We start from the raw sequence: 25291 nt of genomic DNA on the forward strand, positions 1-25291 counted from the left end.
TCGGCATTTTTTTGCGTTGTATAACAAGTATAAGCAGCTGAGGCAATGGTTTAAAACAAATAAAGGAAACTCTCATCTTTTATAGAATGTAAAAAGCATGAGAGGTGGTATATTATGGAAATGGAGATTCCAAGGAAACGGGTGTCAAAGGGGAAGAAAATTAGTTTATGGGTAATTGCTATTTTAGTAGTCATTCTTATAATTGGTTCACTGGGAGCGGTTTATTTTGTTAAACGGCCTTTACCGCAAATGGAAGGTGAACTTGAACTTTTGGGTTTACATAATGAGGTAGAGGTTTTGCGTGATCAAGAAGGAGTTCCGCATATAAAGGCCGATGATACACAGGATTTATTTTTTGCCCAAGGTTATGTACAGGCTCAGGATAGGATGTTTCAAATGGATTTATCAAGAAGGCAGGCATCAGGCAGATTAAGTGAAGTAATAGGGGAAGCCATGCTTAAAAACGATAAATATTTCCGAACGCTAGGTTTGAGGAGAGCTGCTGAAGATTCTTATGAATCCTATTCACCGGAGGCAAGAGAAATACTTCAGTCATTTGCTGAGGGTGTAAATGCCTACATAAAAGAAAAAAAGGCCAAAGGGAAATGGCCGATAGAATTTACCTTTCTTGGGTATGAGCCAGAGGAGTGGACTCCGATTGATTCACTGACGATTGGTAAGTATATGGCTTTTGATTTGGGAGGAAACTGGAACAGTCAGGCTTTTCGTCACTATTTGCTGCAAAGTTTCCCGAAGGAAAAAGCATATGAACTATTCCCAAGCTACCCTGCAGGAGCACCAGTGAATATAACCAAGGATGAACTCGACATAGAAGGCAGTTTATCTTCTTCTGTTGTCCCGAATGAATATAACGGAAGCAATAATTGGGTAGTCTCAGGTGAGAAGACCCAATCTGGAGAACCATTATTGGCGAATGATCCACATTTATCTTTGGCCACCCCCTCTGTTTGGTATCAAAATCATTTGGAAGGGCCTGGCTATAATGTTAGCGGTGTCATATTTGCCGGTATTCCTGGAATCATTTTAGGTCATAACCTAACTATTGCATGGGGAGTTACGAATGTGGGTCCTGATGTACAGGATTTATATATTGAGAAGAGAAACCCTGAACAGGAAGATGAATTTCTTTACAAAAAAGAATGGGAAAAAGCTCAGGTTATTCATGAGAAGATAAAGATAAAAGGACAGAAATCGGAGGATTTTAAAATAACCATTACACGTCATGGGCCTGTCATCTCAGAATTTTTAGGAAGTGTTGGCAAGGAGCATGTTTTGGCTTTAAAGTGGACCGCTTTGCAACCCTCAAATGAGCTGGAAGCCGTGCTTAATATGGGTAAATCAAAAGATTGGACCGAATTCGAAAAAGCGCTGGAGGATTTTGAATCGCCGGCACAAAATTTTGTCTTTGCCTCAAAGGAAGGAACAATTGCTTATAAGGCTAATGGGAAGATTCCTATTCGAAAAGATAAGCAGGATGCTCTTTTACCGGTAGAAGGCTGGACGGGAGAAAATGAGTGGGTTGGATATATTCCATACAACGAATTACCGCGTACGATTAATGCTGAAAAAGGATACATATCAACGGCTAATAATAAAGTAACAGATGAACACTATCCGTATCATATAAGCCATGATTGGGCCCAGCCCTATCGCCAAATGAGGATTGATGAAGTTCTTTCAGGCAATGATAAATTAACGATTGAAGAGATGAAGAATTTGCAAATGGATCAGCGAAATCTGCAGGCGGAGGAGTTCCTGCCGAAGTTTATAGAAGAACTATCAGAGACTAAAGAAACAGAGGCCATTGATGTTTTAGAGGACTGGAATTACATGGATGACAAAGAAATGGCAGCTCCGTTACTCTTCCAACTATGGATGGCAGAAATCTCGGACACCTTATTCGCAGATGATATATCTGAAGAAATGCTCACCCTTTTCAGAGGCAGAAAGCAAGCTGTTGATCAGCTTCTTAGAAAAGCGTTAAATGGTGAAAAGAGTATTTGGATTGAAGACAAGGGTGGCTTAAAGACGGTGCTGGAAACCAGCTTGAAGAAAGCTGTTACAAAAGGGAAAGAGATACAGGGAGAGGTTCTTTCTAATTGGAGATGGGGGGATTATCACCAAATTCAATTTAAGCATCCGCTATCCTCAGTCAGTCCTCTTCAATATGTGTTTAATTATAAGGGGGAACTAGAGAGTGGGGGAAGTGCGGTTACGGTTCAGGCAGCTGGTTACGATACGAAGGGAACTATTAATCATGGAGGATCATGGAGGTTTATTGCGGATCTCTCTGATTTATCCAAGGCCTCACATATAGTCGGACCAGGACAGTCCGGGCAATTGGGAAGCGAATGGTACCAAAACCAAATGGAAGATTGGGTTACAGGGACATATCATCTAACGAAACTAAATGAAAAGAATGGAGTCAAGCTCCGGTTAATACCAAAAATAAAAAGGTAGTATTTTCCGAATAAGTAAAATAATTTAAAACGGTGCGTAAGTTTAGTAATGTTGGGAAAAAAGTCTTATAATTTTATACGAGAAAGTTTGAATCTTTTAAAACAGTGGGATTATATAATTTTAATCTTTATTTAAAAAATAAGGCTGGTGCCTACTCACTTTTTGCTACAGGTCAGATTAAAGGATTACCAATGTTACAACAACTTTACAATATAATTTTTTTACGGTTTTTTGAATCTTTTTTGGTTTAATATCGTCTAGAATAAAGGAGAAACTATTTACACCGATAGGATAAGCAGGGGATAGGTAATTAGATGTAGGCTTGACTAATCAAAATAGTCTAATAGCCACCTAACATCGTATTGATGAAGACATGCCGGAGGGGTTTGTATTGAAACATGGTAAAAGAGATTTTATATACCTTCATAAACAAGAAGCTGAGCATTTTGTAGCTTCATTTGGCATAGACTTTTTTAGTTTTATGCAATCGTTGAAAGAGCCGCCGCCAAATGTTTTATTATTGGATCATCCTTTTATGGATGTTGAATATGATATGCATACACAGTTTAATTATGTTTCCTTTCCCTCATATAAGAAATATTATAAAGAAAGTGGGAAGGAGTATGGGCATATAAGCTGGATTGATTTTGAGGATATTGAGGGGCTGGAAGAATTAGCTCCATGGGAAATCGCTGAAATCCTGTATATCAGACATACATTTAACCATCTAAGATCTCCCTTTTATCCAAAATTAAATAATCGGTTTGTCTATTTAACATTAGAGGATGGCTTTTATAATAAAGTTTATTACCGGTATTGGAATGATTTTTACCAGTTAATTTCCAAGCTAATTCCTGAGCATGTGGAGATAAATAAGCCGGATCGATTATGGCTGGGCGGTAGAAAAAAAACAGAGAACGCAATAATCCCTACAGAGATTCTGAAACAGTTATCCCCTTTGTTTAATGAGGGCGTAATCATCAGCTTTCATAAGTCAATTCAAACAAGACAAACTATCGAGATTCCAGTGTGGGTTGTTGGAGATTATCGGCATGAAGATGAGCTGAGAGATGAATTAAGGACGATATACCAAAAACGGCAAACTGTTAATCTCGTTTATCAGAAGAAAATGAAGGAATGGGTCATAGATGGAAAATAAACCTCCTGTAAAATTAAGGAGGTTTTCCTAATTTATTATACAGATATTCAGGTTCACAAATTATGTTCGAATATGCATATAATAAGAAGAATATAAGTTTTTCCTATAAAAAGTACCTGTCACATATTAATTTAATGTTCTGAAAAGGAAATGATACAATATATTATGTATCAATTAACGGAGGGTAAATTCAATGAAAATTAAACTAGGATTATTATATGGTGGAAAATCTGCTGAACATAAAGTATCCATGCAAACTGCTATGGCAGTCATCAAAGCATTGGATTCATCTAAATATGAGATACATCCGATTTACATAAATGAAGAGGGGGAATGGATTAAAGGACCGCAATTACAAGGACCAGTTGAATCTGTTAAAGAGCTGGAATTTGACCACAGAAGTCAGGCTGTTCAAACAACTGGTTTTAACAGTATTATCGCTAACGGATCTGATGATGCATTCGATGTTATTTTCCCATTATTACATGGCCCTAATGGCGAAGATGGTACAGTGCAGGGGTTGCTCGAGCTGCTTAATATTCCGTATGTAGGAAATGGTGTTCTTGCTTCTTCAGCAGGTATGGATAAAGTAATCATGAAGAATATATTTGCCCAGGCTGGGTTAGGGCAGGTTGGTTATGTTTCTTATTTACGTTCAGAATGGAGCGGAAATGAAGAAAAGGTATGCCAAGAGGTAGAAAAAGCATTGGGATATCCATGTTTTGTTAAACCGGCTAACTTAGGTTCCAGTGTTGGGATTAGTAAATGTGAAAATGCTGAAGAGCTGCATAAAGCATTTGAAGAGGCATTCCAATTCGACCGAAAAGTAATCATTGAAGAAGGTGTTACTGCAAGAGAGGTTGAGATTGGCGTTATTGGAAATGATTATCCTGAGTGTTCTGTTGCAGGGGAAATTATTCCGAAAAAAGCGTTTTATGACTATAAAGCCAAATACGAAGATGGCGATACAGCATTGGTAATACCTGCAGAGATTTCTCAGGAAGAATATCAAATGCTGCATGACATGGCAATTAAGGCATACAAAGCATTGGATTGTTCCGGGCTTGTAAGGGCAGATTTCTTCCTTACACATGACGGAAAAGCTTATATTAATGAAGTAAATACAATGCCAGGATTTACGCCATTCAGTATGTTCCCATTACTTTGGAGCCACACTGGAGTGGAATATCCGCAATTAATTGAAAAACTGATTAATTTAGCTATTGAAAGACATGCTGAAAAGCAAAAAATTAAATATACTATTTAATATAATGTAGCCTGGCTGTATAAATGAGAAATGTAAGAATCTGCGCATTAGATATTCTCGATGGGTTGATTTACGAACATCATTTCCGGCTTATTACTATTGATAGGGTTATGCATACTCAATTAAACGGCAGAGGAATGCTGTACAGCCGATTATTTAATTGGCTGTATCTGTTTTTTTTCAGGGATGATAAAGGGTAATGGAGGATTAATATGATCAAACGTACATTGGCTGAAATTGCAGCTATGGTAGATGGCAGCATAAATGAAGGTTTCAAAGATATACTTGTTTCAGGAGTAACAAATGATACAAGAAAAATCGAGGAAGGCAATCTATTTGTTCCTTTGCAGGGTGAAAATAGCAATGGACATAATCATGTAGAGGCAGCATTCGCTCAGGGAGCAGCTGCTACATTTTGGGAATCAGATGCACCGAATCCTCCTGAAAACAGAGCACTGATTTTTGTTAAGGATAGTTTAAAGGCATTACAACAGTTATCTAAAGCATATTTACATGAATTGGATACGAAAGTGGTCGGAATTACAGGCAGTAATGGGAAAACGACTACTAAAGATATGACCGCCTCGATCATGAAAACAAAATATCGGGTACATAAAACAAGTGGAAATTATAACAACCACATTGGATTGCCACTTACGATTCTGTCTGCTCCGGAAGATACAGAAATCCTGATTCTAGAAATGGGAATGAGCAGCAGTGGGGAGATTTCACTCCTTTCACAGATTGGACAACCTGATGTAGCGATTATTACTAATATTGGTGAGGCGCATTTACTTGACCTTGGTTCTCGCGAAGGAATTGCAGACGCCAAAATGGAAATTGTCGAGGGTTTAAAGAAGGATGGAACACTCATTTTTAATGGGGATGAACCTCTTCTGCTAAGCAGGGTATCCAAGCATGCCTATAAACAGATTACCTTTGGCAGCAGCATAACAAATGACTATTATCCTGTTCAAAGCAAAGCAGGAGAGAATGAAATGGAATTTACAATTGATGTAGATGGTAATCATCCTTTCGTATTGCCGCTCTTAGGCAATCATAATGTGCTGAATGCATTGGCGGCGATAGCTGCTGGCAGAACGATGGGAGTCTCCTGGGAACAAATCACGACAGGCCTTGCTGAAGTAAAACTATCTAATATGCGGATGGAAGTATCCTTTGGAGCGAGAGGCGAAAAAATCATAAACGATGCTTATAATGCCAGCCCGACTTCAGTTAAAGCAGCTATTGAATTAGTGAAAGGGATGACAGGTACGGGCAAGAAGATTCTTGTACTAGGCGATATGCTTGAATTGGGACCAGAGGAAGAGATGTATCACTCCAAAATGGGTGAATTAATCACAGAGGAGATTGATTATGTCTTTACGTATGGTAAATTGGCTGAAAAGATTGCCGAAGGTGCTGCAGAAAATTTGAATAAAGAACGCATTTATCATTTCAGTGATAAGGATCAATTATCATTGAAGTTAAAAGAAGTCATTGATGAACATTCTATTGTGTTGGTCAAAGCTTCGAGAGGGATGAGACTTGAAGAAGTCGTTCGTAGCCTTCAAGACTAAACCTTAAAGATATACTATCCCACGATGTCATTCATTCTTTAAGGATGAATGACATTTTTAAAAATTTCATACATATCTGCATGATTTGAATGAAATCTGGGTAATATATAACTGTATGTAAATAGAGGTTATTTATTAGTTAATTGGCGTTTTTATGCTGCACACTAAACTAGGTTAGTTAATCAATCGATTGATTAGTAGGTAAATGTAATATTTTATTTAATTTTGATACCAAGATCCGATTGCTTTGTATAAATCGAGTCCTGGCATAAATCATCTATGTGTACTACAAACAAAATTCTGTAAATATGTTTATATACCTCTATTTTATTTAAAACAAATCGTGACTATAACGGCTTATCGTGTACAAGATTAGTGTGCAGCGCCTATTCTTCACCCATCAACGGCTTTAAAAAGGGAGAATACAGTTCTTAAATTAGCTAATTTAGAACCACAAAAGTATCTGTTAATAGCTTGAAGATTTGAAGCAGGAAAAATAGCATAATAGAATATTGCAAGTGCGATTATTTGCAATCCCGGTCTGTTTTTGTTAACATAAGTTAAATACATGCGTTTCATGAAAATTTTCCAAATGAATTGGACTTATGAACTCATGCTGCCGGGATACTGACGGCCGCTTTTTTTTGTGAGATCGAACCCTGTGCAACAGGCATGATTAAATTGACCGTAATCCTGTTTTACAGGAATGAAAAATATATTGAAGCAATTGTTAAAATAACACCTATCTTGGGGGTAGAAAAATTAATGACATTATTTAGTGAATTAGGAATTAGCAGCGACACATTAAGAGCAGTAGAAGGCATGGGGTTTGAAGAAGCAACTCCAATCCAATCTGAAACGATTCCACTTGCATTGCAGGGTGGGGATTTAATCGGACAAGCTCAAACAGGTACTGGTAAAACTGCTGCGTTTGGAATTCCGATGATTGAAAAAATCGATGTAAAAAGAGACGAAATTCAGGGATTAATCATTGCACCGACACGTGAACTTGCTATTCAGGTTTCTGAAGAGCTTTACAAAATCGGAGCAGGCAACCGTTCCCGCGTTCTGGCAGTATATGGCGGTCAGGATATAACTCGTCAAATCCGTGCGTTAAAAAAACGTCCGCATATCATCGTGGGTACACCAGGCAGACTGTTGGATCATATTAACAGAAAAACAATTCGTTTGAACAATGTTCATACTGTAGTTCTTGATGAAGCAGATGAAATGTTGAACATGGGATTCATTGAAGATATTGAATCTATTCTATCTTCTGTTCCAGATAATCACCAAACTCTATTGTTCTCTGCAACTATGCCTGATCCAATTCGTCGTATAGCCGAAAGATTCATGCATGAACCAAAAACAGTTCGTGTAAAAGCGAGAGAAATGACTGTACCGGCAATCAGCCAATATTATGTACGTGTTCCGGAAAGAGAAAAATTCGATGCATTAACTCGTCTAATTGATATCCATACGCCGGAATTAGCTATTATATTTGGCCGTACTAAACGTCGTGTTGATGAATTAGCAGAAGCATTAACAGTACGTGGTTATACAGCTGAAGGAATCCATGGTGATTTGACACAAGCACGTCGTATGTCAGTCTTACGCAAGTTTAAAGAGGGAGCAGTCGATATATTGGTAGCTACGGATGTGGCTGCACGTGGTCTTGATATTTCCGGTGTTACTCATGTTTATAACTTTGATATTCCTCAGGATCCTGAAAGTTATGTTCACCGTATTGGACGTACAGGAAGAGCGGGTAAAGAAGGTATGGCAGTTACATTCGTAACTCCACGTGAAATGTCTTATCTTGAAGTGGTTGAACGCACCACTAAAAAGAAAATGGAGCGTATAAAAGCTCCAACTGTTACAGATGCGCTTGAAGGACAGCAAAGAACTGTAAAAGAAAAATTGTACAATGTTGTTTCTTCTGAGGACTTAACGGCATATCTTCCGTTGGCTAAAGAAATGATAGAAGATCATACTGCAGAGGAATTAGTTGCTGCAGCATTGAAATTGTTCATTAGAGAGCCGGATGAAAAGCCTGTAACCATCTCAGAAGAGAGACCACTTCCATTCCGCAAAGATGGCTATAAAGGCGGAAAAGGTGGCGGAAGCAAACGTCCATATAACAGAGGCGGAGACAGAGATAGCCGTGGTGGCGGAGACAGAAGACGCAGCAGCAGCACCAATCAAGGTGGACGCAGAAAGTCTTACTCAAACTCTAAACCAAAAAACACAAGTAAATAAGATTTAAATAAAGGCCAATCCTACACATTAGGATTGGCCTTTTTGTAATGAATTACCTTCCATTGTTCATAATAAGCATAGGAGGTGAGTAAATCTTATGACTATTATTCGCTTAGGTTATGTAGCTATGAGTATGGAATTGAAAAATGCATCCCCCTCAAAAACAATGACATATGCGCAATTCAGCAAGCTGGCAAATAGAGAAGCCGCTATAAAAAGACTGGAGAAAATTGCAAAAACCAATCTTAAAAACTGCCTTCGTTTATTAATTCATAATGAAGTAAATGGTATCCAATTCTTTCGATTTTCCTCAAAATTAATACCACTTGCCAACCATCCGGATTTAGAAGATTGGAACTATATGGCCGGTATAAAAGAGGAAACAAGTGCGATTAAAGAATATCTAAAAAAGCATTCTCATATGAGAATTGATTTTCATCCGGATCACTTCGTTGTTTTAAATAGTGAAGATAAGAATATCTTGAAAACATCAATTAAGACATTAAGGATGCATTTTCGATTACTAAAAGCTTTTGGATTATCGCCAAAACATCGTTGTGTATTACATATTGGTGGTTTATATCAAGATAAGGAACAAGCTCTTGAACAATTTATTCATAATTGGGGATATGTGCCTGTGGATATTCAGGAAATGATTATATTGGAAAATGATGATACGCTATTTGGCATACAGGATACCCTTTACCTATGTGAAAAACTATCCATTCCAATGGTATTTGATTTACACCATCATAAACAAAACTGTCAGGGAGATTGGAAAGATCACTGGCCAAGGATTGTGCAAACCTGGAGTAATTCAAGCTTGCCTGTTAAAGTCCATCTTTCATCCCCGAAGAATGAAAAAAATAAAAAAGCACATGCTGATCATGTGCAAAAAGAAGAAATGATGGAATTAGTGCAGGGGAATAATAATTTGACAAGCCAAGTTGATTGTATGCTGGAGGCTAAGCATAAAGATTTTGCTGTTTTCAAGTTGATTGAGCAATTAAAATTGCTAGATGGCTTTAAAATAATGGATGGTGCTATATTTTCGTATGAGCCTGTGACAAATGAAAGTCGATAAGCTTGGCATAATAGTAATTACGGCTATGTATGAAAAGGTTCTGTGCCTCTCGTAATTCATGAGGACCTTTACCAATAGCTAAATAAAAGTGTTCAAAAAGGGTGAGTGATCCTTTTTCTGTTTGCAAAGTCTCTAATATCTTGCTTCCTAGATGTGTTTGGCCAGTTACCATATAACGATAGGCTTTTTCAGATGGGGATGTCGGTTGTATATCCAATTCTCTGCGCCATAAGCTCCTGAATATATCCAAAGAACAATTAAGTGAAGCCTCCAAATAAGGTCTGCGTTGCATATGGACATTTTTCAGCAGAGCTAATCCCTTCGTAACCCATTCTTTTGCTATAGGGAAGCTATCGAACATATAAGAATGAGCTATGATGTGAGACAGGCTGATTTCCAGAGTAGGGAATTGTTGCAATAAATCTTTATTGTTAAAGTATTGTTGGCAGGCGTTTCGAACGTTCTCTGGATTTGTGCTGCTGCATAACATAGAGACTAAATACATTTCTCCAAGCTGTATTTTAAAGATAGACAGCAAATCCTCCTCTTTACATAGTAAAAGCATGGGTTCGACAGCCTTTATTAATTTATTGAGTGGCTCTTGCAATCTTAACTGACTAATCCCATACATATGTGAAATGATAGAAGCAATATTAATTTCTAAACAGCTTGAAGACAGATTAAATGCTTGATCAATAAGCTCTGAGTTATCGATCTGAGCCTCTGCCTGAGCAATATAAATAGAAAATACATTTCTTAATTCATTATTTTCTGGGTTGGAGGAATCTTCGAGTATTAATGTTTTAATCCAATCCATGCATCCTAAACGGAATAAATATTCCAGGACAAAGAGTTTCTGAACTACTCCAGATGTACATTTGCAGTAATATGATTTTACAATTTTGAAGGCTTCCTTTTCATTTGTTAGTGATACAGAAGCCATTGCCTGCATGACATAGATTGGATGATACTGTTCATATGTATGAATAGAGAAGGTGTCAGATAAATTCATCCATTCAGGGATAGAAAATGTAAGGCATTCTTGGCCATTTCCTTTTATGGGTTGAGGAATCAAAAATTCACTGAATGATAAATCCATAGCTTCTACCTTCTCTCTCTAATTTAAAGATGCTATTTCTATTATAGTTAATTTTTCCTAGAGAGGAAATAGATTCATCTAATTATCGATTAACTAAAAATAGACGGGAGAGTGCAAAGCCCATTATAAGGCCGCCAATATGCCCTGTGATATTAATGGATGATTGGAAAAAAGACATGACTACCCCGATAATAATTAAAGCTAGTATAACCTGTGAATTTTGCTGCGAAATTAAATCTTTTCTAAAAAAGATGATATAGGCAAAACATCCAAATAGCCCATAAATGGAACCGCTGGCTCCCACATGAGCATACATTAAAGGTTCTGCAAAGAATGTAAGAACATTTGCAAGGGTACCGGACAGTATAAAAAGGAGACTGAATCTAAATGTACCTAATATATTTTCCAGTCCAGGACCAATAATAATTAAGGAGAAACTATTGAATAATAGATGGGAAAAGCCAATGTGAAGAAAGATTGGTGTGACCAATCTCCAATATTCACCCTCTGCAATGAATAAGTTAACTCCGCTTAATAAGGTGTAAAGATCTCTTCCAAGAGAGATTGGTAAAGAAGTGATAATAAAAAGAACTATACACACAGCTGTTAAAAGACTGACTCCCGGGTAAAAACGGATAAATTGCCCGAAACTTTCGGTACGAGTGAACAAAAGACATCATCCTAACATAATAAGATTTGGTAAATCATTTATAATGAGGTAATGTTTAAACTAAAATAGCTATATAAATTGTGAGGGTGTGAACCAATGATTGTTGGAATTGGTATCGATATTATTGAACTTGAGAGAGTGAGAGATATTCTTAAACGGCAGCCGAAATTTGTTGATCGTATACTAACTGAAGATGAAAAGGAATACTATCTGTCACTTGGTGAAAATCGAAAAATCGAGTGGCTTGCCGGACGATTTTCTGCTAAAGAGGCATTTTCAAAAGCAAATGGTACAGGTATCGGCGGTAAACTATCGTTCCATGATATTAGCATTATTCCTGATAAGAATGGTAAACCGATTATCAAACATCCTTTAGAGGTAAAGGCACACTTAAGTATTACCCATACTAAACAATATGCGGCTGCCCAGGTTCTACTTGAAAAACGATAAAAATAAATTGTTTGTCCCCCGCAAGCACATATTCAGAAGGATTGTCTCATATATTCAATTAACGAATTGGAGAGACAAGGCCTTGTTTTGGACATTTACTACCCATATGTATTTAAGATAAAACACTCTTTGCGGGCTTTCAACAGCGTTATTGAATTAACATAAGAATAGCAGAAATAAAGAATGTTTTGAAAGGATGTATCTTAAAAATGTACTGGAATGTAAATGAACAAACCGGATCGGGCTTTCCTCTCCCTTTTACTTACTACTGTTAAAAGGGGATGAGATCTTGAGGAGGTTAATGATGCTGACGCTGACATTGGGATTTATGTTGGTCTTAGCAGGCTGCGGGGAAAAATCGCAAACTGAAGTTGTGGATGCGTTAACGGAAAAGATGAATGAATTAAAGGGATACAAAGCAGATGCGAAAATGACTTTAAAAATGGGTACAGAACCACAAGTATATGATGTGGAAGTATGGTATCAATCTCCATCAAATTACCGGGTAAACTTGAAAAATGCTCAAAAGGATCAAAGTCAAATCATCCTGCGGAATGAAGAAGGGGTATTTGTATTAACTCCAGCGCTTAATAAAAGTTTTAAGTTTCAAAGTGAGTGGCCAAAAAACAGCTCGCAGGCCTATCTGTATGAGTCTTTAATTACAGATGTAACTGTTGATAAGGATGCAACCTTTAAGGCAACAGATGATAGTTATGTGTTTGAGACAAAAACAAGATATCAGAACAATAAGATGCTTCCATTGCAGGTCGTGAAATTTGACCGCAAAACACTAGAGCCTGTAAGTGTAGATGTAATGGATTCTGATCGTAATGCATTAGTTCAGGTTGAATTTGAAAAAACGAAGTTCAATCCGAATTACAGTAATAGTGATTTTGATGTGAAAAAGAATATGACAGGAGCGCAATTGGAAGTGCCGGTAATGTCTTCTGAAGAAGATATTGATTTTGAAGCTCAATATCCAACAGCCGAGATACAGGGTGTGGAGCCTGCAGGAGAGAAAATGATCAAAACAGAGGAAGGAAAACGAGCCGTTCTGACATTTGCGGGTGATGAAAAACAATACACGTTAATTGAAACTAAATCAAAGATTGTCAAAGAAGCTGCGGTCACCATAGCAGAAGGTGAGCCAGTTGATTTAGGATTCACAATTGGCAATATGACAGAAAACTCAATATCCTGGTCTTATGAAGGGATAGATTTCATGCTCGCTGCAAAAAATCTCACATCAGACGAGATGATCATGGTTGCGAAATCAGTGCAGGAAACTGCAGAAAAATAGAAGTGGATGGACCTGTTAATAAAGGCAGGTCTATTTCTTTTTAGTTTCTGAGGAATGAATTGACTATCCTTTCATTAAGGGGAATAATCAAATTATAATCATCTAAAGGTAGGTAAACCTCTTATGAAAAATAGTCAATTATCCTATAGAGATACATGGGCAGAAATCAATTTAGATCATATAAAGCATAACGTTGAACAGATTAGGCATCTGTTGCCTCAAACTACTGACATCATGGCGGTTGTAAAGGCAAATGCATATGGACATGGAGATCGGCAAGTGGCTGAAGTGGCATTAGGTGCCGGAGCAACCAGTTTGGCCGTAGCTTTCTTGGATGAGGCGATCAGGCTTCGTCAGGCAGGTATAAAAGTGCCGATCTTAGTACTAGGTTCCACTAGGGCGGAAGACTCCAAGGTAGCCGTGCAGTACAATATCTCTTTAAATGTACATGACATTGATTGGATAGGGAAAGCTATAGCATATTTACAGGAAGAAAATATACAGCAACCGCTAAATATACACATAAAAATTGATACAGGCATGGGCAGACTTGGGATAAGGAATATACAAGAGATGAAAGAAATAGAATATATGCTTAAGAATCAAGATTATATTCATCTTGAAGGTATATTCACTCATTTTTCCAGTGCAGATGAGCTGGACTTGGACAAAACTCAAAACCAATTGTTGAAATTCAAGGAGATTCTTGATAATATGGAATACTTGCCGCCTTACATTCATACTAGTAATAGTGCGGCAGCTATGAGATATCCTGATGCCTATTTCAATACAGTAAGGCTTGGTATTTCCATGTATGGCTTAAGTCCATCACCGGAAATATCAAAAGACCTCCCAGTAACGTTGAAGCCTGCCTTATCTCTTTATACAAAGATAAAGCAAATCAAGAAGATTTCAATGGGTGATACAGTTGGGTACGGTGCAACGTATACAGCGAGTGAGCCTGAATGGATAGCCACTTTGCCTATTGGATATGCGGATGGATGGATCAGAAAACTATCTGGGCAATCTGTACTGGTTAAAGGACATAGAGCACCTATTGTCGGACGCATTTGTATGGATCAGTGCATGGTTAAATTAGATCAGTCTGTTCCTGAGGATACAGTGGTTACTCTTATCGGGAACGATGGTGATGAGACAATTACAGTTGATGAGATCGCCGAGAAATTAGAAACGATTAATTACGAGGTTATTTGTCAACTATCAAGCAGAGTCCCTCGAGTGTATAAGCAGGATGGTTTAATTGTTGAAACTGTAAATCAGTTATTTCATTATTAATTATTTAACACATATGTGCATGAATAATGAATAAAGGACAACTATTTAGCCTCATAATAAGAAAGAAATGTATTAGACACCTTTGCATGCAGAAGTAATAATGGTAAGATATAATAGTAAAGAACTATGTGGTTTGTAGTGATGGTGGAGGTGTTTGCCTGTGTCTGAGTCCAGTGCAACTACGGAAATTCTAATACGCTTGCCCCAAAATTTGCTAAGTGAGTTGGATGGATACGTGAGAGAAGAAAATGTGAATCGAAGCGAATTTATTTATCAAGCAACTAAAATGTATTTGCAAGAACGCAAAAAGAAAGAGTTTCGCGAATCCATGCGCCGTGGATATATGGAGATGGCCAATATTAATTTAACTATGGCTGCAGAAGCTTTCCAGGCAGAATATGAAGCTGAACATGCTGTGGAGCGTTTAGTTAGCGGTGAATAAGGGTTTAAATGTTAAACGTGGTGATGTGTATTTCGCTGATTTGTCTCCAGTGGTTGGATCTGAGCAAGGAGGGGTAAGACCTGTACTTGTTATTCAGAATGATATCGGAAATCGATTTAGCCCTACCGTAATTATTGCGGCAATTACGGCTCAAATACAAAAAGCGAAACTGCCGACCCATGTAGAAATTGACGCCCAAAAATATGGATTCGAACGCGATTCTGTTATTTTACTTGAACAAATTCGAACAATTGATAAGCAGAGATTGACAGATAAAATAACACAGCTGGATGATGAAATGATGCGTAAGGTTGATAATGCGCTCCAAATCAGTCTGGGACTCGTGGAATTGTAATAGTAAAAAGATTATAAATAATAAATATACTTCTGTGTTGAAGGTTAGGCTGCCAAGAATCCGAATTCTTGGCAGTTTTTTTGCACTTTTTAACTTAGAAAAACTTATTTTTGGTTTAAGTTAGTGACAAAAAGGGAATGAAGTACAGGTTATAGAAATTACAAATACGTTGTTGCTGTATTACGGCAATATTACGAAGGAATTTAAGATTTCCTATTTCCTTTTTAAGTGTTTATAATAGTTTGTGAATATGGTTTTTTTGAAATTATTAAATAAATTAAAGTACATGTATCCATATAAAAGAATCTAACAGAAAACTTGATGGAGGAGGAACTAATGAATAAACTTGTGCAAAACTATATCCAGGGTCATAAAGACATCATTTTGCAGCAGTGGATTGAACGTGTAAAGGATAAAGCGGATGATCGAGTCGTGAAGATTGTTTCAGATCAAATGTTTATTCACACCAGTAATGAATTTATTGAAGTGCTGATTTCTAATATTAAAGATTCTGATGAAGAATTTAAAGTGAAACTTAGTGATTTTGCAGCTAAAATTATTCGTTTAGGCTGGCCGTTAACATTTGTGAATGAGGGATTGAAAGCATTTAATGTAGTTGTTACAGACGGTATGGTAAATGAAGGGGTAATGACAAAGGAAAATCAGCTTGAGATTGTGCTGGATTTTGACGAGTGGATTACCCCTTTAAATAATGAAATTCTGAATGTTTATACATCTACGTGGGAACGAACCGTTTCTTTGCAAAAAATTGCACTCCAGGAATTATCAGCACCTCTTATTCCTGTGTTTGAAGGGATTACTGTAATGCCTCTTATAGGTACAATAGATACAGAACGCGCGAGACAAATTATGGAAAATCTTTTGGATGGCGTAGTAAAGCATCGTTCTGAGGTAGTGTTGATTGATATTACTGGAGTGCCTGTTGTTGACACTATGGTGGCTCATCATATTATTCAGGCAGCAGAGGCTGTTCGTTTGGTTGGTGCCCGTTGTATGTTGGTGGGAATACGTCCGGAGATTGCTCAAACAATTGTCAACCTCGGCATTAACTTAGATGAAATCATAACTAAAAATACATTGAAAAAGGGTGTAGAGGCTGCCCTGGAAATTACAAATAGAAAAATTATCGTAACCCCGGAGGAATTAGTATGAGGATTCCGATATTAAAGTTGCATGATTGTCTCCTGATTTCTATTCAATGGGAATTGGATGATGCAACAGCGCTGCAATTTCAGGAGGATTTACTGCATAAGATACATGAAACAAATGCAAATGGAGTGGTGATTGATCTAACTTCAGTAGATATCATTGATTCTTTTATAGCTAAAGTCCTTGGCGATGTCATTGACATGTCAAAATTAATGGGAGCAAAAGTAGTGATTACAGGGATACAGCCTGCAGTTGCCATCACATTAATTGAATTGGGCATTACATTATCCGATGTGATGACAGCTTTGGATCTTGAAAAGGGTTTGGAGAAATTACAAAAGGAACTGGGGGACTAGCATGATGAGCACCCAATCCTACGTAAAAATTCTTAATGAGTGGGATATTGTTGCAGCCCGACAAGTGGGCAGAAATGTGGCCAAAGAGTTGGGGTTTGGCACCGTGGATCAGGCAAGAATAACCACAACCATAAGTGAATTAGCAAGGAATATCTATCTCTATGCAGGGCAGGGCCAAATATGCATTGAAAAAGTCTATGACAATGGGAGAACGGGTCTCAGAGTCATAGCAGAGGATAATGGTCCGGGAATAAGTGATATAAGAAGAGTAATGGAAGATGGATATACAACATCGGGAGGTCTGGGAGCTGGTTTGCCGGGAGTCAAGAGATTGATGGATGACTTTGATATTGACTCTGATGTTGGAAAGGGTACGCGAATAATGTCTACTAAATGGCTCCGATAGGGGGAAGGTATGTGGAAAATAGAGAGTGCATGGAGGAAAGATACCGTGAAGCTCTCTCGAATTACTTGAAAGAGCATACGGAAAAAGCGTTATATCTCGGACATAAAATCAGCAAAGAAGCTATAGAACAGATGGTATCACCTGAAGAGATAATAAGTTTGCATAAAAATACGCTAAAAGAAATACTTCCTGATATTTCGGAAGAAGTCAGCCACTCTTTTGATTTTTTGTTGGAAATTATGATGGAGTATGGTGTAGCCTTTCGTGAATTACAGAGTCTCCGCCATCAACAAAGAGAACTGAAGAGTGAGATGGAGATAGCGGCTAATGTTCAGCAGACTTTATTGGAAACGCGAGTTCCTGTACTAAAAAATCTTGAAATTGGAGCCATAAGTGTTCCGGCTAAGCACATGAGCGGAGATTATTTTCATTTTGTTCAGGATGAGCATAATCGAGTGGCTGTAGCGATTGCTGATATTATTGGCAAAGGGATACCGGCGGCGTTATGTATGTCCATGATTAAGTACGCGATGGATTCTTTGCCGGAGCATCGCACATCCCCAGCGAGTGTTCTGGAAAGTATTAACCGTGTTGTGGAGCAAAATGTTGGACCGAGTATGTTCATAACGATGTTTTATGGTCTATATGATCCCTCAAATCATATTTTTACATATGCTTCAGCAGGCCATGAACCGGGATTTTTCTATAATTACGAAAAAAATGAATTTACCGAGTTAACTGCTAAGGGTCTGTTGCTTGGTGTAGATAAAAAAACAGTATACAGGCAATATGAAAGAAAGATTGAAATAGGCGATATGATTATCCTTCTATCTGATGGGGTAACAGAGTGCAGGACAAATGAGGGATTTATAGAAAGAGATACGTTGGTTCAATTTATTCGGGAATCTATTCATTTAGATGCCCAAACCATTGTAAACAATCTCTATAAAAAGTTGGAAAAGATGCAACATTTTCAATTAAGAGATGATTTTACCTTGATAATTATGAGACGGAAGTTTTAAGTGGATAATTTCGGGTAAAGAAGGATAGCGGAACATGACTTTTTGAGGAGAGGTACAAATTCATGAATATTTCTATTGATGTACAGAATGTAAATTCTGAAATACATGTAAATGTTAAAGGCGAGATAGATGCATACACAGCACCGAAGTTAAGAGAGACACTATTTCCTTTGTCGGATCAAGATAAAGTAGTCATGATTATTGATTTAACCGATGTTTCTTATATGGACAGCACAGGTCTTGGGGTATTTGTAGGATTATTTAAAAATGTTCGAGCGCACAATGGGGATTTTAGAATCATCGGACTATCAGAGAGATTACATCGTCTTTTTGAAATCACTGGTTTAGCGGATATAATCCATATAAAAAGCCATGCAGAGGGTGGAACGCAATGAGTGAAACATACGAATATATTGAAATGAAGATACCTGCAAAACCTGAATTTATCGGGGTAATGAGATTAACTTTATCAGGAATAGCCAGCCGTATGGGGTTTTCATATGATAGTATAGAAGATTTGAAAATTGCTACGAGCGAGGCTTGTACAAATGCAGTTCAGCATGCGTACAAGGGCGAGCGGGATGGGGAAGTTATCATAGGCTTTGGATTATATGAAGACCGTCTTGAAGTAATGGTAGTCGATAATGGCGAAAGCTGTGATTTTGAAGAGGTGCGACAAGGCTTGGGGCCTTATGAGAGAGACCAATCAGTGGAATTCTTAAGAGAAGGAGGATTAGGTCTATATCTGATTGAAACGCTCATGGATGAAGTGAAAATACACCATAATGAAGGTGTGACAGTATTCATGACGAAGTTTCTTGAGGGAGAGCAGGTGGAGAGTGATGCAGAAACAATCTCAAACTAGTGATGAGAAAAAGGCACAAATGAGAGACCAAGTCACGGAATGGATTAAAGCCTATCAACTCCATGGAGATGAAGAAGCACAGGCTCAACTTGTTCAGCACTATACCGGGCTAGTTGAAACGATTGCGAGAAAGTATTCAAAGGGAAAATCATATCATGAGGATATTGCCCAGGTTGGCATGATTGGATTGCTGGGTGCGATTCGCAGGTATGATGATTCCTTCGGAAAAAGCTTCGAGGCTTTTGCTGTCCCGACGATAATTGGAGAGATTAAACGCTTTTTACGTGATAAAACATGGAGTGTTCACGTTCCTCGCAGAATTAAAGAGCTTGGTCCAAAAATCAAGTCGACTGTTGAAGAACTTACCTCAGAATTGCATCGTTCTCCTAAGATTGAAGAAATTGCTCAGTACTTAGAAGTTTCTGAGGAAGAAGTTTTAGAAGCGATGGAAATGAGTAAAAGTTATCAGGCGCTATCAGTGGATCACTCAATCGAGGCGGATTCAGACGGCGGAACAGTCACTTTGTTAGATATCTTCGGAAATGTGGATGAAGGATATGAAAAGGTGAATCAGCGGTTGGTTTTGGAGAAAGTTCTCCATGTATTGTCAGATCGCGAAAAGAAAATCATACAATACACCTATCTAGAAAATCTAAGTCAAAAGGAAGCGGGAGATCGATTAGGTATATCTCAAATGCATGTATCCCGTCTTCAACGCCGTGCTATAAAAAAACTGCAGGAAGCCATTAATGCTGAGAATTCGGAGTATATACGGTGAATCAAGAAGTGCTAAGGGATAGTAGAGTGCAATTAATTGTGTCTCAATCACCTAAACAAGGAAAGCTGTTATGTGGTGATGACTATTTTTATGAAGTGACGGATGATTACTTTATTTGTGTCATCGCAGATGGATTAGGATCAGGGGAGTTTGCTCATGAATCCTCTCGGGCAGTTACTAATGTAGTTCGGGAGTATCAGAGCGAGGATGTTGGAGATATTATGGAACGATGTAATCAGGCCCTGCTAAGAAAGCGAGGCGCCGCTGTCGCTATTTTAAAAGTGGACTTCAAAAAGAAAGAATTTCAGTACAGCTGTGTTGGTAATATCCGTTTCTATCTATATCCTCCAAATGATAAAATGATCTATCCCCTACCTGTAACCGGATATTTATCTGGAAGAAAGCAGAAATTCCATACTCAACAGTTTACATATACTCCGTCCACTAAATTTTTCATTCACTCCGATGGATTTGAAATGAAGGGGACGAAAAATTTCCTGCGAAATGCTAGTTCTCTTGAAGAAACTGCGAAAAAATTAGAAAGTCAAAATAGTGCCTTGAACGATGATATTACATTCATTTTTGGGAGTCTTTTATAATTATAAGAGACTTCTTTTTTGTGTTATTTATGAGAGTCCAGTATTTGTAGCAGAAAAGGTTATGATACTATAAAGGTAATTATTTGCAGAGGGAAGGTTTGTTAATGAAGTCGAAGAGTGAATTGGTTCAATATATAGCGTCAGAGCTTTCAGTGAAGGGGAGTCAAGTATCCAATGTATTGGCGCTTTTAGAGGATGGTAATACGATTCCATTTATAGCGCGTTATCGAAAAGAAATGACCGGCTCATTGGATGAGGTTGAAATTAGAACAATTTCTGAGCGGTGGACCTATCTCGATAATTTGGAAAAAAGAAAGGAAGAAGTCCTGCGTATTATTGAGGAGCAAGGGAAACTCACAGAGGAGTTATCACGTGAAATCATCAAGGCAGTAAAACTGCAAACTATTGAAGATTTGTATCGTCCTTTTAAGCAAAAGCGTCGCACAAAAGCAACGGTCGCAAAAGAAAAAGGATTAGAACCGTTGGCGAAATGGATCATGGAAGCTCCTCAAACTGCAAACCCACTTGAAAAAGCTGCTCAATTTGTTGATGTGGAGTTGGGAGTGACAACGCCAGAAGAAGCTTTAGATGGTGCGAAAGATATTATAGCAGAGAATATCTCTGATAATGCCTCTTTCAGAAAATGGATTCGGGATGAAACATTTAAGTTTGGCTTGATTAAATCTGTTAGTAAAGATGAGAAGAAAGATGAGAAAAAGGTATTTGAGATGTACTACGACTATGATGAAGCAATAGGAAAAATAGTTCCTCATCGCATTTTGGCACTTAACCGTGGTGAAAAAGAGGGAGTGCTTCGAGTTTCCATCAAAACCGATACACAGAAAATACTGGATTATCTCGCTAGAAAAATGAATTTGAATACAGCCAATCCGAGTGCAGTGATTATGAAGGAAGCAATAGAAGATAGCTATAAGCGATTGATTCAGCCTTCTATTGAAAGGGAGATTCGTAATGAGTTGACGGAAAAGGCTGAAGACCAAGCTATCTATATTTTTTCTGAGAATCTCAGAAATTTACTGCTTCAGCCGCCTTTAAAGGGAAAAATGGTATTGGGTGTAGATCCGGCTTATCGTACAGGCTGTAAATATGCAGTAGTCGATCCTACAGGGAAAATGCTTGAGGTAGGAGTGATTTATCCGCATCCGCCAGTAGCTAAAAAGAAAGAGGCAACGGAGGCTATTCTGTCTATACTCAAAAGATATAACATAGAAATCATCACAATCGGGAACGGAACAGCATCTCGAGAGACAGAACAATTCATTGCAGATACGTTGAAGAAGCAAAGTGAAAAAATCTATTACGTAATTGTAAATGAGGCCGGTGCAAGTGTTTATTCGGCATCAGATATCGCAAGAGAAGAGTTTCCAGATTTACAGGTGGAGCAGCGAAGTGCGGTCTCGATTGCAAGAAGACTACAGGATCCCTTGGCGGAATTGGTGAAGATAGATCCTAAATCTGTAGGTGTAGGGCAATATCAACATGATGTTTCAGAAAAAAAACTGAATGAGTCACTTGGTTTTGTGGTTGAAACGGCAGTAAACCGAGTGGGGGTTAATGTGAATACAGCCTCTCCTTCCCTATTGCAATATGTGGCGGGTCTTTCCAAGTCTGTAGCCCAAAATATCGTAAAAAAGAGAGAGGAAGAAGGAGCATTCCGAAATCGGGCTTCTTTAAAAAAGATTCCAAGGCTTGGTGCGAAAACCTATGAACAAGCCATTGGGTTTTTAAGAGTAATTGGTGGGGAAGAGCCGCTTGATCGGACATCCATACATCCTGAAAACTATCAGTCCGTTCGTTCTTTATTGAAAATGCTCGGTTTCACAACGGATGATTTAGGAAGTGAACGATTAAGAGAAGCGCTAACCACGGTGAAGAAAAGTGAAATGGCGGAGAAATTGAATGTTGGCGAAATCACATTGGGAGATATTCTGGATGCCTTGATGAGACCAGAAAGAGATCCGCGTGACGAATTGGCTGCACCTCTATTAAAATCTGATGTACTGAAGATGGAGGATCTTAAGCAAGGGATGGAGCTCCAAGGCGTTGTTCGTAATGTCGTTGATTTTGGCGCATTTATTGACATCGGCGTAAAGCAGGCCGGTCTAGTTCATATCTCGAAATTGAGCAGACGATATGTAAAGCATCCAATGGATGTTGTATCAGTTGGGGATGTGGTGACTGTCTGGGTTGATCAAGTAGATATACCTAAAGAACGAATTGCCCTTACAATGATAAATCCGGCTGGATAATATAAACGTGAAGCATTGCCTTAATCGTATTGGGCAATGCTTTTTTTATAAAAAAACCAACATTGATTCAATAGTTGCACTTGCTTGCTGTTTTTTTCAAGAAAGGCTCTTTGGATTTGGTTTTGCAACCAAGCAGGCATATTTAGACCTCCTTTCATAAATGTTGTACTATAAATAGGTGATAAGCCCATGGTTAATTTATTGTATGTAACAGCCGCCGGGTTTGTTACTTTAAAAGTGTGGAGGTTTAACTTATGACGGACCGGGAATTACAGAAATTAGTTGAAAAAATATCCATAGAGGATTTTGGGATACCATTCACTCATAAGGTAATCTTTAATAACAGATTAAGGACAACAGGCGGACGGTATTTATTAGTCAGCCATAATATTGAAATTAATCGAAGATACTTAGATGAATTAGGAATGGAAGAGATAAAGGGAATTATAAAACATGAATTATGCCATTATCACCTGCACCTCCAAGGGAAGGGATACAGGCATGGAGATCGGGACTTTAAACAATTGATGGCAAAGACCAACTCACCTCGTTTTTGCTCAGCCCTGGAAAGCAATATCCGTGCTGTACGCCCTGTGAAATGGCTATACGAATGCCGGTCATGCGGCCTGGAATATAGACGGAAAAGACAGCTTGATACGAAGAAATATGTATGTGGAAAATGTCGCGGAAAAATTATTTTAAAAAAATCGTTGACATAGACCTTGCTAACATGGTAACTTATTTGAGCGGCCTTATTAAAGCCGAAAGCAAAAATGACATCAAAACTTTAACAAAAAAACTTTTTAAAAAAAGTGTTGACATGTTAAAAGAGATTCATTATAATAGATAAAGTCGACTGGGGCGCTTGAAGTTCTCGCGGAGAGATGAAAAAAGTGCTCAAGAGACTGAAAGTAAGCAATGAACGGCCCCTTGGTCAAGCGGTTAAGACACCGCCCTTTCACGGCGGTAACACGGGTTCGAATCCCGTAGGGGTCACCAATCAAACCTCAGATTGTTTGAGTGAGATTAATATCGTCGCGGGGTGGAGCAGTCTGGTAGCTCGTCGGGCTCATAACCCGAAGGTCGCAGGTTCAAATCCTGTCCCCGCAATTAAATAAATGGTCCGGTAGTTCAGTTGGTTAGAATGCCTGCCTGTCACGCAGGAGGTCGCGGGTTCGAGTCCCGTCCGGACCGCCATTTATAAAATAACACTTATCTTATAAAAGAAAAGTGATTATAATAAAAAGTGTGTTATAAAACACCTTTGGGCTATAGCCAAGCGGTAAGGCAACGGACTTTGACTCCGTCATTCGTAGGTTCGAATCCTGCTAGCCCAGCCATTTAGAGCCATTAGCTCAGTCGGTAGAGCATCTGACTTTTAATCAGAGGGTCGAAGGTTCGAGTCCTTCATGGCTCACCATTATAAATATGCGGGTGTGGCGGAATTGGCAGACGCACCAGACTTAGGATCTGGCGCCTTACGGCGTGGGGGTTCAAGTCCCTTCACCCGCACCATTTATTACCACTTGAATTAAGTTGTAATAAATAATATAATGATTGTTGTCGTCGCGTTAAAAAAAACGCGGTCGTGGCGGAATGGCAGACGCGCTAGGTTGAGGGCCTAGTGGGGGTTAACCCCGTGGAGGTTCAAGTCCTCTCGGCCGCACCAACCAAATTAAATTATGCGCCCGTAGCTCAATTGGATAGAGCGTTTGACTACGGATCAAAAGGTTAGGGGTTCGACTCCTCTCGGGCGCGCCATTATATCGGGAAGTAGCTCAGCTTGGTAGAGCACTTGGTTTGGGACCAAGGGGTCGCAGGTTCGAATCCTGTCTTCCCGACCATCAACTTCTCTATTAAATTAAATATGCGGGTGTAGTTTAGTGGTAAAACCTCAGCCTTCCAAGCTGATGATGAGGGTTCGATTCCCTTCACCCGCTCCATTTATATGATTGTTCTTTGAAAACTAAACAAAACGAAACGCCAAGCAAGTCTAAAAACAAGAGATTTTTAAAATCTCGTCAATTTGCTTTAAAATTTAGCTAGATCAAACATCTTTCGGAGAGTTTGATCCTGGCTCAGGACGAACGCTGGCGGCGTGCCTAATACATGCAAGTCGAGCGAATCTGAGGGAGCTTGCTCCCAACGATTAGCGGCGGACGGGTGAGTAACACGTGGGCAACCTGCCCCTAAGATTGGGATAACTCCGGGAAACCGGTGCTAATACCGAATAGTTTCCAACACCTCATGGTGTTGGAAGGAAAGTTGGCTTCGGCTAACACTTAGGGATGGGCCCGCGGCGCATTAGCTAGTTGGTGAGGTAACGGCTCACCAAGGCAACGATGCGTAGCCGACCTGAGAGGGTGATCGGCCACACTGGGAC

The 25291-nt window shown here is 38.7% G+C and carries 24 protein-coding genes, 10 tRNA genes and 1 rRNA gene; 32 read left to right on the plus strand and 3 right to left on the minus strand.

The window, feature by feature from the left end:
- Positions 1-114 precede the first annotated feature (114 nt).
- The 6 genes from AC4G3N_RS18120 (at position 115) to uvsE (ending at position 9830) form a co-directional block, all read left to right on the plus strand.
- Complete coding sequence (locus AC4G3N_RS18120; RefSeq protein ID WP_491090921.1) at positions 115-2481, plus strand: penicillin acylase family protein; 2367 nt, start codon at positions 115-117, stop codon at positions 2479-2481.
- 391 nt (positions 2482-2872) lie between these two features.
- Complete coding sequence (locus tag AC4G3N_RS18125; protein WP_139892878.1) at positions 2873-3640, plus strand: hypothetical protein; 768 nt, start codon at positions 2873-2875, stop codon at positions 3638-3640.
- Positions 3641-3833: 193 nt separating this feature from the next.
- Positions 3834-4907 carry a D-alanine--D-alanine ligase gene (locus AC4G3N_RS18130; RefSeq protein WP_066102491.1) on the plus strand — a complete coding sequence of 358 codons (1074 nt, stop codon included), beginning with the start codon at positions 3834-3836 and terminating at the stop codon, positions 4905-4907.
- Positions 4908-5119: 212 nt separating this feature from the next.
- Positions 5120-6487: a UDP-N-acetylmuramoyl-tripeptide--D-alanyl-D-alanine ligase gene (locus AC4G3N_RS18135; protein ID WP_066102488.1), complete on the plus strand. Its 1368-nt coding sequence runs from the start codon at positions 5120-5122 to the stop codon at positions 6485-6487.
- A 765-nt stretch (positions 6488-7252) separates the two neighbouring features.
- On the plus strand, positions 7253-8746 hold the full coding sequence (cshA, locus tag AC4G3N_RS18140) for a degradosome RNA helicase CshA (protein ID WP_066102485.1): 1494 nt from the start codon (positions 7253-7255) through the stop codon (positions 8744-8746).
- Positions 8747-8843: 97 nt separating this feature from the next.
- Complete coding sequence (uvsE, locus tag AC4G3N_RS18145; RefSeq protein WP_066102482.1) at positions 8844-9830, plus strand: UV DNA damage repair endonuclease UvsE; 987 nt, start codon at positions 8844-8846, stop codon at positions 9828-9830.
- Here the strand turns inward: uvsE and AC4G3N_RS18150 are convergent.
- Complete coding sequence (locus AC4G3N_RS18150) at positions 9790-10929, minus strand: AimR family lysis-lysogeny pheromone receptor (RefSeq protein WP_066102479.1); 1140 nt, start codon at positions 10927-10929, stop codon at positions 9790-9792. The genes uvsE and AC4G3N_RS18150 overlap by 41 nt on opposite strands.
- Positions 10930-11011: 82 nt before the next feature.
- Complete coding sequence (locus AC4G3N_RS18155; RefSeq protein WP_066102476.1) at positions 11012-11599, minus strand: rhomboid family intramembrane serine protease; 588 nt, start codon at positions 11597-11599, stop codon at positions 11012-11014.
- A 96-nt stretch (positions 11600-11695) separates the two neighbouring features.
- Between AC4G3N_RS18155 and acpS the strand changes: the two genes are divergently transcribed.
- The 14 genes from acpS to AC4G3N_RS18225 all read left to right on the plus strand — a co-directional run bounded on the left by acpS (position 11696) and on the right by AC4G3N_RS18225 (position 22908).
- The gene (acpS, locus tag AC4G3N_RS18160; protein ID WP_066102473.1) at positions 11696-12049 is read left to right on the plus strand and encodes a holo-ACP synthase; all 354 of its coding nucleotides are present in this window, start codon (positions 11696-11698) and stop codon (positions 12047-12049) included.
- A 286-nt stretch (positions 12050-12335) separates the two neighbouring features.
- Entirely contained in the window at positions 12336-13349 is a 1014-nt protein-coding gene (locus AC4G3N_RS18165; RefSeq protein ID WP_225983700.1) for a LolA family protein, read from the plus strand.
- A 123-nt stretch (positions 13350-13472) separates the two neighbouring features.
- Complete coding sequence (gene alr, locus AC4G3N_RS18170) at positions 13473-14645, plus strand: alanine racemase (protein ID WP_066102467.1); 1173 nt, start codon at positions 13473-13475, stop codon at positions 14643-14645.
- A gap of 160 nt (positions 14646-14805) precedes the next feature.
- A complete protein-coding gene (locus AC4G3N_RS18175) occupies positions 14806-15087 on the plus strand; it encodes a CopG family ribbon-helix-helix protein (RefSeq protein WP_049672447.1) in 282 nt (93 codons plus the stop codon).
- Complete coding sequence (locus tag AC4G3N_RS18180; RefSeq protein ID WP_066102464.1) at positions 15080-15442, plus strand: type II toxin-antitoxin system PemK/MazF family toxin; 363 nt, start codon at positions 15080-15082, stop codon at positions 15440-15442. The genes AC4G3N_RS18175 and AC4G3N_RS18180 overlap by 8 nt, the downstream gene beginning before the upstream one ends.
- Positions 15443-15778: 336 nt before the next feature.
- Entirely contained in the window at positions 15779-16615 is an 837-nt protein-coding gene (locus AC4G3N_RS18185; protein ID WP_066102461.1) for an RsbT co-antagonist protein RsbRA, read from the plus strand.
- Complete coding sequence (locus tag AC4G3N_RS18190; protein ID WP_066102458.1) at positions 16612-16968, plus strand: STAS domain-containing protein; 357 nt, start codon at positions 16612-16614, stop codon at positions 16966-16968. The genes AC4G3N_RS18185 and AC4G3N_RS18190 overlap by 4 nt, the downstream gene beginning before the upstream one ends.
- Positions 16969-16972: 4 nt before the next feature.
- Positions 16973-17374: an anti-sigma regulatory factor gene (locus AC4G3N_RS18195; RefSeq protein WP_066102671.1), complete on the plus strand. Its 402-nt coding sequence runs from the start codon at positions 16973-16975 to the stop codon at positions 17372-17374.
- 11 nt (positions 17375-17385) lie between these two features.
- Positions 17386-18396 carry a PP2C family protein-serine/threonine phosphatase gene (locus AC4G3N_RS18200; RefSeq protein ID WP_139063803.1) on the plus strand — a complete coding sequence of 337 codons (1011 nt, stop codon included), beginning with the start codon at positions 17386-17388 and terminating at the stop codon, positions 18394-18396.
- 62 nt (positions 18397-18458) lie between these two features.
- On the plus strand, positions 18459-18791 hold the full coding sequence (locus AC4G3N_RS18205; RefSeq protein ID WP_066102453.1) for an anti-sigma factor antagonist: 333 nt from the start codon (positions 18459-18461) through the stop codon (positions 18789-18791).
- Positions 18788-19261 carry an anti-sigma B factor RsbW gene (gene rsbW, locus AC4G3N_RS18210; protein ID WP_066102448.1) on the plus strand — a complete coding sequence of 158 codons (474 nt, stop codon included), beginning with the start codon at positions 18788-18790 and terminating at the stop codon, positions 19259-19261. The genes AC4G3N_RS18205 and rsbW overlap by 4 nt, the downstream gene beginning before the upstream one ends.
- Positions 19239-20039 (plus strand): RNA polymerase sigma factor SigB, encoded by an 801-nt coding sequence (gene sigB / locus AC4G3N_RS18215; protein WP_066102445.1) that lies wholly within the window; start codon positions 19239-19241, stop codon positions 20037-20039. Before rsbW ends, sigB begins: the two co-directional genes overlap by 23 nt.
- Entirely contained in the window at positions 20036-20638 is a 603-nt protein-coding gene (locus tag AC4G3N_RS18220) for a PP2C family serine/threonine-protein phosphatase (RefSeq protein WP_225983640.1), read from the plus strand. Before sigB ends, AC4G3N_RS18220 begins: the two co-directional genes overlap by 4 nt.
- A 104-nt stretch (positions 20639-20742) precedes the next feature.
- Positions 20743-22908: a Tex family protein gene (locus AC4G3N_RS18225; protein ID WP_491090931.1), complete on the plus strand. Its 2166-nt coding sequence runs from the start codon at positions 20743-20745 to the stop codon at positions 22906-22908.
- 20 nt (positions 22909-22928) lie between these two features.
- Here AC4G3N_RS18225 and cmpA read toward each other — a convergent pair whose 3' ends face one another.
- Entirely contained in the window at positions 22929-23048 is a 120-nt protein-coding gene (cmpA, locus tag AC4G3N_RS18230) for a cortex morphogenetic protein CmpA (RefSeq protein WP_139063802.1), read from the minus strand.
- Positions 23049-23162: 114 nt separating this feature from the next.
- On the opposite strand from cmpA, the gene AC4G3N_RS18235 reads away from it, so the two are divergent.
- From AC4G3N_RS18235 to AC4G3N_RS18290, 12 genes are all read left to right on the plus strand, one after another.
- Positions 23163-23627, plus strand: a complete 465-nt coding sequence (locus tag AC4G3N_RS18235) for a SprT family protein (RefSeq protein WP_491090933.1) — start codon at positions 23163-23165, stop codon at positions 23625-23627.
- A 205-nt stretch (positions 23628-23832) separates the two neighbouring features.
- A tRNA-Glu gene (locus tag AC4G3N_RS18240) sits at positions 23833-23907 on the plus strand.
- 37 nt (positions 23908-23944) lie between these two features.
- Positions 23945-24018, plus strand: a tRNA-Met gene (locus tag AC4G3N_RS18245).
- 10 nt (positions 24019-24028) lie between these two features.
- Positions 24029-24105 (plus strand) — tRNA-Asp (locus AC4G3N_RS18250).
- Positions 24106-24173: 68 nt separating this feature from the next.
- Positions 24174-24248, plus strand: a tRNA-Gln gene (locus AC4G3N_RS18255).
- A 4-nt stretch (positions 24249-24252) separates the two neighbouring features.
- Positions 24253-24328: transfer RNA gene (locus AC4G3N_RS18260), tRNA-Lys, on the plus strand.
- A gap of 10 nt (positions 24329-24338) precedes the next feature.
- Positions 24339-24423 (plus strand) — tRNA-Leu (locus AC4G3N_RS18265).
- Between the two features lie 67 nt (positions 24424-24490).
- Positions 24491-24577 (plus strand) — tRNA-Leu (locus tag AC4G3N_RS18270).
- Positions 24578-24592: 15 nt separating this feature from the next.
- A tRNA-Arg gene (locus AC4G3N_RS18275) sits at positions 24593-24669 on the plus strand.
- A gap of 6 nt (positions 24670-24675) precedes the next feature.
- Positions 24676-24752 (plus strand) — tRNA-Pro (locus AC4G3N_RS18280).
- Between the two features lie 25 nt (positions 24753-24777).
- A tRNA-Gly gene (locus tag AC4G3N_RS18285) sits at positions 24778-24851 on the plus strand.
- A 112-nt stretch (positions 24852-24963) separates the two neighbouring features.
- Positions 24964-25291, plus strand: a 16S ribosomal RNA gene (locus AC4G3N_RS18290); the annotation flags it as partial.

It is taken from the genome of Bacillus sp. z50 (assembly GCF_058313585.1).